The organism is Mesorhizobium sp. M7A.F.Ca.CA.004.12.1.1 (assembly GCF_003997835.1).
GTDB lineage: Bacteria > Pseudomonadota > Alphaproteobacteria > Rhizobiales > Rhizobiaceae > Mesorhizobium.
Window position 1 is genome coordinate 1 of sequence record NZ_RZRK01000122.1, and the last position, 10592, is coordinate 10592.

Consider the following 10592-nt stretch of genomic DNA (forward strand, 5'->3'; position numbering starts at 1 on the left):
GTCTTCATCCGCCACACGCACCTGGCTCAGGAGGTCGACGAGGAGACATTTTTCTACAACACCCAAAGCGGCGGCACTGTCGTTTCCACCGCGCTGGAGGAAATGCACCGTATTATCGCGAGCCGCTACCCGGCCCACGACTGGAATATCTATGCTGCCCAGGCCTCGGACGGCGACAATTTCGCCGGCGATTCAGAGCGATGCATTTCGCTTCTCAACGGCGAGCTCATGCGGCTGTGCCAGTATTTTGCCTATGTCGAGATCATCGACGAGCGTGAAGCCCATATTTTCGGCTCGACCGAAAACGGGACATCGCTGTGGCGTGCCTATAACGCCATCGACCAGAAATGGCCGAACTTCCAGATGAGCCGCATCGCTACGCCCGCCGATATCTACCCGGTCTTTCGCCAGCTTTTCGGCAGGCAGCCGGTCTCCCTCAAGCGGGCATGAGGGTTCCCGATGGTCAGACAAGCCAGCAAATCCAGCCTGCTTTTTTCGGGGTCCGACTGGGATTTCAAAACATTGTCGCGGGCCTATGACGCGATCGAGGCACTTGCGGTCGAAGAGCTTCATCTGGACACCTATCCCGTTCAGATGGAGATCATCTCCTCGCAACAGATGCTCGACGCCTATTCGTCCATTGGCATGCCATTGATGTACCGTCACTGGTCTTTCGGCAAACATTTCCTCCACCAGGATCTGCTCTATCGCAAGGGCGGGCGAGGGCTTGCTTATGAACTGGTCATCAATTCCAATCCCTGCATCGTCTATCTGATGGAGGAAAACACCATGGCCCTGCAGGCCTTGGTGACGGCCCATGCAGCGCTCGGGCACAATCATTTCTTCAAGAACAATCAATTGTTCAAACAATGGACGGATGCAGGTGCGATCCTCGGCTACCTGGACTTCGCCAAGGGCTACATAGTCCGTTGCGAGGAGCGGCACGGCCTCGCCGCCGTCGAGGCTGTGCTCGATTCCGCCCACGCGCTGATGGATCAGGGCGTGTTTCGCTATCACCGGCCGCCGAGGCTGTCTTCGGAACGGCAGCGCGAAGGAATTCGCGAGCGTCTCGAATACGAGGAGCGCTCCTACAACGACTTGTGGCGTACGCTGCCGCCTTCGCAGCAAGCGGCCAACGACAAGGGCCAGGACCCGGAGCGGAAGAAATCGCTAAACCTGCCTGAGGAAAACCTGCTCTATTTCCTGGAAAAGAACAGCCCGGTCCTGGAGCCCTGGCAGCGTGAGATCATCAGGATCGTTCGGGTCATCGCGCAATATTTTTACCCGCAACGGCAAACACAGGTGATGAACGAGGGCTGCGCCACGTTCGTGCACTATACGCTGATGAACATGCTGTTCGACCGCGGCCAGATCAGCGAAGGCGCCATGCTCGAAATCCTGCGCAATCATTCCAACGTGGTCTTTCAGCCGGCGTTCGACGATCCGCGTTTTTCAGGCATCAACCCCTATGCTCTCGGCCTCGACATGATGCAGGACATTCAGCGCATTTCGACCAAACCCACGGCCGAGGACCGCGATTGGTTCCCTGACATCGCTGGCCAGGGCAACTGGCGCGAGGTCCTGCTTGACGCCTGGGCCGAGCATCGAGACGAATCCTTTATCCGCCAGTACCTCAGTCCGGCCTTGATCCGGAAATGGCGGTTTTTTGTGCTTGGCGACGCTGCCGACCAACCGCATTGCCTGGTCGCCTCGATCCACGACGAGCGCGGCTACGCCAAGATACGCGCCACGCTCGCCAACAGCTATGACCTCGGCGCAAACCGACCGGACATTCAGGTGGTGGATGTCGATCTGCTCGGCGACCGCCATTTGCGCCTGCAGCACAAGGTCAATGACGGCATCCTTCTCGAGGATGCCAGCCGCGACGCCACGCTTCGTCACATCCGCAGGCTTTGGGGTTATGAAGTCAGCCTGGCGGCCATGGATGCCGAGACCGGCGCGACGATCCACGAACGCTCGACCAGCCAGATCGCCGGATGACGTGCCCCGGCCTCCCTGCGCGTATCAGGTGTCGCCGGCTGGCCTGATCCTCAGCCTTGCGATCCGGTTCTTGTCGCGTTTCATGACGATGAAGCGCTTGCCGTGGAACGTAAAAGCCTGCTTCTCCTCGGGGATCGATTGCGTCTCGTGGATGACGAGGCCGGCAATGGTGGTGGCCTCCTCATCCGGCAGGTTCCAGTCGAGAGCCCGGTTGAGGTCACGGATCGGCACCGTACCGTCGACGACCACGGAGCCGTCGGCCTCCTGCTTGACGCCCTGTATGTCGACATCATGCTCGTCGGCGATCTCGCCGACGATCTCCTCGATAATGTCCTCCAGCGTCACCAGTCCTTCGACCTCGCCATATTCGTCGACGACGACGGCGAAATGCGCTTTGCGGCGAAGGAAGGCGTTGAGCTGTTCCTGCAAGGTTGTCGTGTCGGGCACGAACCATGGTTTCGAGGCGATCTTCATCACATCGATCCTGGAGAAGTCGTTGCCGACTTCGTTCAAGGCGCGCAGCAGATCCTTTGCATGCAGCACGCCGACGATGTTGTCGAGCGAGCCTTTCCACAGCGGCATGCGGGTGTGCGGGCTTTGCAAGATCTCGCGCACCACCGCTTCCGGCGCATTGTCGGCATTGACCGAGCGCATGTTGGTGCGGTGGACCATGATGTCGGAGACTTCGAGTTCGGCGAGATCGAACAGGCCGCCGACGCGGTCGCGATCCTCGCGCACCACCTGGCCGTCGCGGCGGAAATCGTCGACCGCGCCGCGCAATTCGTCCTGGCTGGAACGCTGCGGCTCGATGCGCGAAAGCTCGTATCCGGACATGGCAAGCAGGCGCGTGCGCACGGCAACAAGCAGCACGATGAGGATGGCAAGGACGGCAACGACGATCCAGCCGGGCTCGTTCATCTCCGGTCGCTTTCCTTTGGGTGATTCTCCCTGAGGAACGACAGCACTTCCGAGGCCGGCACGTCCTTGGCGATGAAGGCCTGGCCGATGCCGCGCGTCAGGATGAAGGTCAGCGCGCCGCGCGACACCTTCTTGTCCTGGGTGATAAAGGCCAGCAGCGCCTCGGCGTCAGGCAGATCGCCCGATATGTCGGCTATCCGCCAGGGCAGGCCGACGGCGCGCAGATGCGCCTCGACGCGCGCGGCATCGTCGGGGCTGGCCAGATTGAGCCGCGACGAGAACCGGTAGGCCAGCGCCATGCCGATGGCGACCCCTTCGCCATGGACGAGGCGGGCTCCGTCATACCGGGTGGCGGCTTCCAGCGCGTGGCCGAATGTGTGGCCGAGATTGAGCAGCGCGCGGTCGCCGGTCTCGAATTCGTCGCGCGCAACCATTTCGGCCTTGGCGCGGCAGGCTTCGGCAATAGCCTGCGCCCTCTCCGGCCCGCCGGCGAAAACCTGGACCCAATTCTTTTCCAGCCAGGTGAAAAATTCTGGCCGGTCGATGAGCCCGTATTTGGCGAGTTCGGCATAGCCGGCGCGGAATTCGCGGATAGGCAGCGTGTCGAGCACCCCGGTGTCGGCCAACACCAGTTTCGGCTGATGGAAGACGCCGACGAGGTTCTTGCCGCGTGGGCTGTTGATGCCGGTCTTGCCGCCGACCGAGGAATCGACCTGCGCCAGCAGCGAGGTCGGGATCTGCACGAAATTCATCCCGCGCCGCACGATGCCGGCGGCAAAGCCGGCAAGGTCGCCGATAACGCCGCCGCCGAAGGCGATGACGATGTCGCCGCGTTCCAGTTTCGCAGCCAGCACACCGTCGACCACCTCTTCGAGATGAGCAAAACTCTTGGTCTTCTCGCCGGGCGGCAACGTGATCACGGCGGTCTGGATGCCGTCCGTTTCGAGGCTGGCCTGAAGGGCAGCGAGATGCGCTGCCGCGACATTGGCGTCGGTGACGACCGCGGCGCGTGTACCCGGCAGGCGGCCCGATATCTCGGCGCCCGCGCGGGCCAACAACCCCGAACCTATCAGGATATCGTAGGTCCGGTCGCCAAGGCCGACTTCGACGACAACGGGTGCCTCGATGCTCACTGTTCCACCTCGCCCGTCGCCGTCGTCTCATCGATGCCGAAATGCCGGCACAGCGCGTCCACCACCTCGGTCGCGATGACTTCCTTGCGGTCGTCGCGGGTCGGCACGGTGACATCAGATGTCGCGTAGACCGGATAGCGCTCGCCCATCAGCCGCTCCAGCACGGCGCGCGGATCGGCACTTTTCAACAATGGCCGGTTCTGTTTCTTGGAGACGCGGTCCATCAGAAGATCGAGCTCGGCCTTCAGCCATACCGACACGCCCTGCGCTGCAATCGCCTCGCGCGTCTGCGCATTCATGAAGGCGCCGCCGCCGGTCGACAGCACCTGCGGGCCGTTTTCCAGCACGCGCAGGATGACGCGCTGCTCCAGCGCCCGGAATTCGGTCTCGCCATAGCGCTCGAACAGCTCCGGAACGGTCATGCGCGAGACGCTTTCGATCTCCTGGTCGCTGTCGATGAAGGGCAGCGCCAGCATCGTCGCCACCTTGCGGCCGATCGCCGTCTTGCCGGCACCCATCAATCCGACGAAGACGACGGAACGGCTGCCCAGCCGGCCAAGCAACGCGGCGTAGGTCTCGTCTGGAGGATTTGCTGGCAACGCGTTCATCGGATGTTTCGAAGGCCCTCTTTGCCGGCGTATCGACATGAAAAGCCCGTTTGCGTCAAGCAGGGCAAGTGCCTTGAACCCGATATGGACCGGCAAGGTCTGCATCAGAAGTTGCTAACAGGCCTCAGCTTCGTCCTTGAATTGGCCGGATTGGCGTCCCATAAGGGGACAGGGTTTGGAAACGCAGAACAAGAAGACGGGCGAAAACTGATGCCGACACTGTTTCGCTTTGTCGTGGTAACAGCGATTCTGGCAGGCATTGCCTATGGTGCGATGTTCGCACTGGTGATGTTCGTCGAGCCAAAGAAGGGCGAAATGAGCGTGCGCATCCCTCCGGAAAAGCTGAACCCCAAGAAAAGCTGAACCCGAAGAAAAGTTGAATGAACAGCGCCGCCCGCATCGAAGCCTTTCTCGAAATGATGAGCGCCGAGCGGGGCGCGGCCGAAAATACGCTTTCCTCCTACCGCCGCGACCTCGAGGACGCTTCTGGCGCGATCGATGGCGGGCTGGCTGGTGCCGCCGCCGCCGATATCCGCGCCTATCTCGACGACATTGCCGCCCGCGGCTTTGCCGCCACGTCGCAGGCGCGCAAACTGTCGGCGATCCGCCAGTTCTTCAAATTCCTCTACGCCGAAGGCCTGCGCGGCGATGACCCGACCGGCACGCTGGACAGCCCGAAAAAGGGCCGTCCGCTGCCCAAGACGATGAGCGAGGCCGACACCGGCCGGCTGATCGACCGAGCGGCGCTGGAGGCCGGCGATGTCTCGTCGGGCGATGGGGACAGTCTGGCGTCACTGCGCCTGCATGCGCTGGTCGAGGTGCTTTACGCCACCGGCCTGCGCGTTTCCGAGCTGGTCGGTCTGCCGGTGACGGTGGCGCAGCGCGACGACCGTTTTTTCATGGTGCGCGGCAAGGGCGACAAGGAGCGCATGGTGCCGCTCTCGGCCAAGGCACGCGCGGCGATGAAGACCTGGCTCGCCGCCCGCGCCAAGGTGCCAGCCTTTGCCGACAGTCCGTTCCTGTTTCCGGCCGCCTCCGACAGCGGCTATCTCTCGCGTCAGGTCTTTGCGCGTGACCTGAAGGGGCTGGCGGCAAGGGCCGGCATCGCCTCGGCGAAGATCTCGCCGCACGTGCTGCGCCATGCTTTCGCCAGCCATCTCCTGCAGAACGGCGCCGATCTCCGTGCCGTGCAGCAATTGCTTGGCCATGCCGACATATCGACGACACAGATTTACACCCATGTGCTGGAAGAGCGGCTGGTGCGGCTGGTCAACGATCATCATCCGCTTGCCGACTAGGCCTCATATCGCTATGTGAGGACGACATTTCACCGCCCGGAGCCTTGGATTCAAGGGTTCCGTCAGCCACTGCCTTCCGACGTATCGGTCCGCTCACGCATGTATAATTACCTCGATTTCGAAAAGCCGGTGCAGGACCTCGAGGGCAAGATCCTCGAGCTGAAGAAGCTTGCCGAGAATGGCGAGGCGGTCGATGTCGGCGACGAGATCAGCCGTCTCGAGAAGCGCTCCCGCGACGCGCTGCGCGACGCCTACAAGGCGCTGACGCCGTGGCAGAAGGTGCAGGTGGCTCGCCATCCCGACAGGCCGCATTGCGTCGACTATATCAAGGGCCTGCTCACCGATTTCACGCCGCTGGCCGGCGACCGCAATTTCGGTGAGGACCAGGCGATCGTCGGCGGTTTCGCCCGTTTCCGCGGCGAACCCATTGCCATCATCGGCCAGGAAAAAGGTTCCGACACAGCCAGCCGCCTGAAACACAATTTCGGATCGGTTCGCCCGGAGGGCTACCGCAAGGCGGCACGGCTGATGGAACTGGCCGACCGCTTCAAGATCCCGCTGCTGACGCTGGTCGACACGGCCGGCGCCTATCCCGGTGTCAACGCCGAGGAGCGCGGCCAGGCGGAGGCTATCGCCCGTTCAACCTCGACCTGTCTCGGCCTGAAAGTGCCGTCGACCTCGGTGGTCATCGGCGAAGGCGGTTCGGGCGGCGCCATTGCCATCGCCACCGCCAACCGCGTCTACATGCTCGAACACGCCATCTATTCGGTGATTTCGCCGGAAGGGGCCGCCTCGATCCTGTGGCGCGACACAACGCGATCGAAGGACGCGGCGACCAACATGAAGATCACCGCGCAGGATCTTTTTGAATTAAAGATCATCGACGCCATCATCCCCGAGCCGCTCGGCGGTGCGCATCGCGGCGCCGAAACGGTGATCGCCGCGACCGGAGACCTCATCGCCAGGACGATGAAGGATTTTGCCGGCGCCAACACCGATTTCCGCGAGCAGCGCCGCGAAAAATACCTGGCCATGGGCCGCAGTCTCTGACCACAGGCAGCCTTCGCCGCAACAATGTGGCGGGGCGGAGCATTTTTGCCACAAAAATGCCGCTGCATTCGGCTCAATGAGACTGCCGCAGGGGGATGCGTCGGCACTTGCGGTAAGGAATTTATTAGGGTTAACGGGCTTAGGGTCCGTCGATGCGCAGTGTAGCAGCCGGGGCAGGAAGCGTCCTGGCGCCAGAGAAAAGACGATATCCGTAGCCATGTTTGTCAAGCTTGCCCGCACCGGAATCCTGATAGCCGCCCTCGGCGTTGCCGGCTGCAACAATTCGTCGATGAAGGATTTTGCCCCGGAGGCCAACAAGCCGCTGCCCGACAAGATCCTTGCCGACATGAAGGCCAAGGGCATGGTCCGCACCTCGTCGGTGATGGCCCGCATCTTCAAGGAAGAAGGCAAGCTCGAAATCTGGAAGGCCAAAACCAACGGCCGCTACGACATGGTGGCGAGCTACGACATCTGCAAATGGTCGGGCAAGCTCGGGCCGAAATACACCGAAGGCGACCGCCAGGCGCCGGAAGGCTTCTACACGGTGCGCCCGGCGCAGATGAATCCGCGCTCGAACTACCATTTGTCCTTCAACATCGGCTATCCCAACGCCTATGACCGCGCCAATGGCCGTACCGGCTCCAATTTGATGGTGCACGGCGCCTGCTCGTCGTCGGGCTGCTATTCGATGACCGATGCGCAGATCGAGCAGATCTATGCCTTCGGCCGCGACGCCTTCCAGGGCGGCCAGACCGAGTTCCAGATCCAGGCGTTTCCGTTCCGCATGACCGCCGCCAACATGGCGCGCTACCGCAACGACCCGAATTACGACTTCTGGAAGATGCTGAAGGTCGGCTACGACAATTTCGAGATCACCAAGGTGCCGCCGAAGGTCGATGTCTGCGAGAAGCGTTATGTCTTCAACCAGGTTGCCGCCGACGGTCAGACATTCGATCCGGCCGGCGCCTGCCCGGCGACCACGCAACCTGATTCGCTGAAGAGCGCCTACAATTCCTACATGAGCACCTACGACGCTGCGTTCAGCGGCGCGGTCAAGGCCAGCGTGCCGGCGCCCAAGCCGACCATTGCCGGCATCAAGGAAGCCAGCATCGTTTCCGACTGGTCCAAGCGCCGCGCACGCGGCGAACGCGTGCCGATCGATCCGCCGTCGCTCAACAATGACGGCTCGGTCACCGAGACGGCGCGCATGGGCCGCATCGATTCGCCTGCCGGCCGCAAGATGGCGGCCCTCGACGCCGAAAAGGCGGCCAAGCAGAAGGCCGAGGAGCAGAGGCTGGCTGCCATAGAGGCGGCCAAGCAAGCCAAGGAAGCCGCCAAGGCTCAGGCTCTGGCCGAAAAGGAGGCCGAAAAGGCCGCCAAGGAAGCCCCCGTCGCCACCGCGACCATCGCGGCCCCTTCGGAAGCGGCACCGATGGCTGAGACGCAAGCGGCGAGTGCCGACGAGAGCCGCGTGACGAAGCTGAAGAACAAGCTGCTCGGCATGTTCGGCGGTTGATTTCGCCCGTGGATGATCGCGCCGCTATTTATGACCTCAAGGGGCTGAACTGCCCCTTGCCCGTGCTCAAGGCCAAGAAGCGCCTGGCGGGGATGCAACCGGGCAGCCGGCTCTGGCTGGAGACCACCGACCCGCTGGCCGTCATCGACATTCCGGCATTCTGTTCGGAGAGCGGCCACCAGTTGATTGAAACGGCGGCGGTCTCCGGCGGCCATCGCTTCCTGGTCGAGTGCGGCGCGCCGTAATCGTGGGAGCTACCGCCCGGCAATCGCCAGCGGGTTGTTTTCCAGCGCGGCGCGATCGGGCGTGTCGATCGACGGCCGGTTGGTGAAGGCGGCGAACAGCCTGCGGATATAATCTTCGGGCATATCGAGCGTGATCAGCACCAGCCGCGTGCCGCGCTGGCCATCTGGCCAGGACGGCAATTGCACCGGCGGATGCAGTATCTTCTGCACGCCATGGATCACCAAAGGCCGCGACGGGTCTTCCCTGAGCTCGATGACGCCCTTCATGCGCAGCAGGCGCTCGCCATGTGTCGAGCGCAGCAGGTCGAGGAACATCTCGATCGCCGAAAACGGCACCGGGCCGTCATGCACCAGCGAATAGGAACGCACCCGCGAATCGTGGCGATGACCGTGGTCATGGCCATGTTCGTGATCATGCCCATCATGGTGATCATGATCATGATGGTGATGATCATGAGCGGCTTCCTCGCCCAGCCAGCGCCGCACATCGGCGGATTTGGTTGCCGGGTTGTAGAGGCCGCAATCAAACAGCGCCGCCACGCCTGTCCCCGTGTCACCGGCATCGAGCAGTTCGGCGCCCGGATTGATCTGCCGCAGGCGCGCCCGAAGCATTTCCAACTCATTGGGATCGGCGACCAGATCGGCTTTGCTGAGCACGATGCGATCGGCGACGGCAGCCTGCTTGACCGCCTCGACATGGGCGTCGAGCGTGGCGTTGCCGTTGACGGCATCGACCAGCGTGATGACGCCGTCGAGCCGGAAGGCCTGGATCAGCGCCGGATGCGCCATGATCGACTGCAGCACCGGCGCCGGGTCGGCAAGGCCGGTGGTCTCGACGATGACGCGGGCAAGCCGGGCGATGCGGCCGGTCTGCAGCCGGTCGACCAGGTCGGCCAGCGTGTCGACCAGTTCGCCGCGCACCGTGCAGCAAAGGCAGCCGTCCGAAAGCTGGATGATGCCGTCGGAAGACTGCTCGACCAGCAAATGGTCGATCGCCACCTCGCCGAACTCGTTGATGATTACCGCCGTGTCGGCCAGCGCCGGATCCTTGAGCAGCCGGTTGAGCAGCGTCGTCTTGCCGGCGCCTAGGAAGCCGGTCAGCACCGAGACGGGGATCGGGAAGCCGCTGCCCATTGGCTAGTTCGCAACCTTGGCCGGCTGGTCGCCCTGCGCGGCGGAGCCGGCAATCTTCGGGCCTGCGCCGGCCGGTGCCGGCCTGTCGGGCCGCCAGCTCGGGATCGGCACATCGGCATATTCCTGACCGCCCCGGTCGAGGATGGCCTTCGGCGCCGGACCGGTGGCGCCGCCAAGGCCGACGGCAACCAGCGTCGGCACATGGTCGAGCTTTTCCTGATAGGGCGATTTCGGCACGTCCTTGGCGACGACCGGCGGCGCCTCCGACTGCTCCTGCGGCGTCTTCTTCTTGCAGACCTCGTCCTTCATGTCGTTGGGCGAGACCGTGTCGCCATAGGGCGCCAGCGTGGTGACGGTGGCCGAGCCGGCGGCAGGCGCGTCAAAACCTTGATCGAGCAGTTTTGCCGCGGTCTCGGCACGTGTGACCGCCGATTTCTCGCCAAGCACCACCGCGACCAGCGTGCGCCCGTTGCGGGTCGCCGAACCGATCATGTTGAAGCCGGAAGGGCAGACAAAGCCGGTCTTCATGCCATCGGCGCCGGGATAACGGCCAATCAAGAGATTGTAGTTGGGGATAGCCTTCTTGCCGACGGCAAGGCCTTCGATCGAGAACCACGGCGCATATTGCGGAAATTCGCGGCGGATCGCCATCACCAGCACGGCGAGGTCGCGCGCCGTCGTGTACTGAT

At 63.0% G+C, this 10592-nt stretch carries 11 protein-coding genes and 1 pseudogene; 7 read left to right on the top strand and 5 right to left on the bottom strand.

Annotated features, from left to right (window positions below; genetic code table 11):
* Together EN984_RS09075 and EN984_RS09080 are read left to right on the top strand one after the other, a co-directional pair.
* The coding region (locus EN984_RS09075; RefSeq protein WP_127383707.1) for a DUF444 family protein at nt 1–450 on the top strand (450 nt) is incomplete at its 5' end.
* A 9-nt stretch (nt 451–459) separates the two neighbouring features.
* Nucleotides 460–2001 (top strand): SpoVR family protein, encoded by a 1542-nt coding sequence (locus EN984_RS09080; protein WP_127271937.1) that lies wholly within the window; start codon nt 460–462, stop codon nt 1999–2001.
* Between the two features lie 24 nt (nt 2002–2025).
* Here EN984_RS09080 and EN984_RS09085 read toward each other — a convergent pair whose 3' ends face one another.
* From EN984_RS09085 to EN984_RS09095, 3 genes are read right to left on the bottom strand one after another with little or no spacing between them, the layout of a single operon-like run.
* Nucleotides 2026–2919: an HlyC/CorC family transporter gene (locus tag EN984_RS09085; RefSeq protein WP_127271762.1), complete on the bottom strand. Its 894-nt coding sequence runs from the start codon at nt 2917–2919 to the stop codon at nt 2026–2028.
* Nucleotides 2916–4052, bottom strand: coding sequence for a 3-dehydroquinate synthase (gene aroB, locus EN984_RS09090; RefSeq protein ID WP_127271939.1), 1137 nt, complete (start codon nt 4050–4052; stop codon nt 2916–2918). Before aroB ends, EN984_RS09085 begins: the two co-directional genes overlap by 4 nt.
* Nucleotides 4049–4660 (bottom strand): shikimate kinase, encoded by a 612-nt coding sequence (locus EN984_RS09095; protein ID WP_127266670.1) that lies wholly within the window; start codon nt 4658–4660, stop codon nt 4049–4051. Before EN984_RS09095 ends, aroB begins: the two co-directional genes overlap by 4 nt.
* 210 nt (nt 4661–4870) lie before the next feature.
* Between EN984_RS09095 and EN984_RS09100 the strand changes: the two genes are divergently transcribed.
* The 5 genes from EN984_RS09100 (at nt 4871) to EN984_RS09120 (ending at nt 8769) form a co-directional block, all read left to right on the top strand.
* Nucleotides 4871–5023 (top strand): histidine kinase, encoded by a 153-nt coding sequence (locus tag EN984_RS09100; RefSeq protein ID WP_127266685.1) that lies wholly within the window; start codon nt 4871–4873, stop codon nt 5021–5023.
* 17 nt (nt 5024–5040) lie between these two features.
* Nucleotides 5041–5958, top strand: a complete 918-nt coding sequence (locus tag EN984_RS09105; protein WP_127266671.1) for a site-specific tyrosine recombinase XerD — start codon at nt 5041–5043, stop codon at nt 5956–5958.
* A 99-nt stretch (nt 5959–6057) separates the two neighbouring features.
* Nucleotides 6058–7008 carry an acetyl-CoA carboxylase carboxyltransferase subunit alpha gene (locus tag EN984_RS09110; RefSeq protein ID WP_127383708.1) on the top strand — a complete coding sequence of 317 codons (951 nt, stop codon included), beginning with the start codon at nt 6058–6060 and terminating at the stop codon, nt 7006–7008.
* Between the two features lie 217 nt (nt 7009–7225).
* Complete coding sequence (locus EN984_RS09115; RefSeq protein ID WP_127266673.1) at nt 7226–8524, top strand: murein L,D-transpeptidase family protein; 1299 nt, start codon at nt 7226–7228, stop codon at nt 8522–8524.
* Between the two features lie 8 nt (nt 8525–8532).
* Nucleotides 8533–8769: a sulfurtransferase TusA family protein gene (locus EN984_RS09120; RefSeq protein ID WP_164748663.1), complete on the top strand. Its 237-nt coding sequence runs from the start codon at nt 8533–8535 to the stop codon at nt 8767–8769.
* Nucleotides 8770–8778: 9 nt separating this feature from the next.
* Here EN984_RS09120 and EN984_RS09125 read toward each other — a convergent pair whose 3' ends face one another.
* Both EN984_RS09125 and EN984_RS09130 read right to left on the bottom strand, forming a co-directional pair.
* A complete protein-coding gene (locus EN984_RS09125; RefSeq protein ID WP_127266675.1) occupies nt 8779–9903 on the bottom strand; it encodes a GTP-binding protein in 1125 nt (374 codons plus the stop codon).
* 3 nt (nt 9904–9906) lie between these two features.
* Nucleotides 9907–10592 (bottom strand): annotated as a pseudogene (locus EN984_RS09130) (D-alanyl-D-alanine carboxypeptidase); the annotation flags it as partial.

What these genes read in the sequence shown, in the direction of transcription:
- EN984_RS09085 (WP_127271762.1), bottom strand. Translation starts at nt 2,919, where the DNA reads ATGAACGAGCCCGGCTGGATCGTCGTTGCCGTCCTTGCCATCCTCATC.
- EN984_RS09115 (WP_127266673.1), top strand. Translation starts at nt 7,226, where the DNA reads ATGTTTGTCAAGCTTGCCCGCACCGGAATCCTGATAGCCGCCCTCGGC.
- EN984_RS09100 (WP_127266685.1), top strand. Translation starts at nt 4,871, where the DNA reads ATGCCGACACTGTTTCGCTTTGTCGTGGTAACAGCGATTCTGGCAGGC.
- EN984_RS09125 (WP_127266675.1), bottom strand. Translation starts at nt 9,903, where the DNA reads ATGGGCAGCGGCTTCCCGATCCCCGTCTCGGTGCTGACCGGCTTCCTA.
- EN984_RS09095 (WP_127266670.1), bottom strand. Translation starts at nt 4,660, where the DNA reads ATGAACGCGTTGCCAGCAAATCCTCCAGACGAGACCTACGCCGCGTTG.
- EN984_RS09110 (WP_127383708.1), top strand. Translation starts at nt 6,058, where the DNA reads ATGTATAATTACCTCGATTTCGAAAAGCCGGTGCAGGACCTCGAGGGC.
- EN984_RS09105 (WP_127266671.1), top strand. Translation starts at nt 5,041, where the DNA reads ATGAACAGCGCCGCCCGCATCGAAGCCTTTCTCGAAATGATGAGCGCC.
- EN984_RS09080 (WP_127271937.1), top strand. Translation starts at nt 460, where the DNA reads ATGGTCAGACAAGCCAGCAAATCCAGCCTGCTTTTTTCGGGGTCCGAC.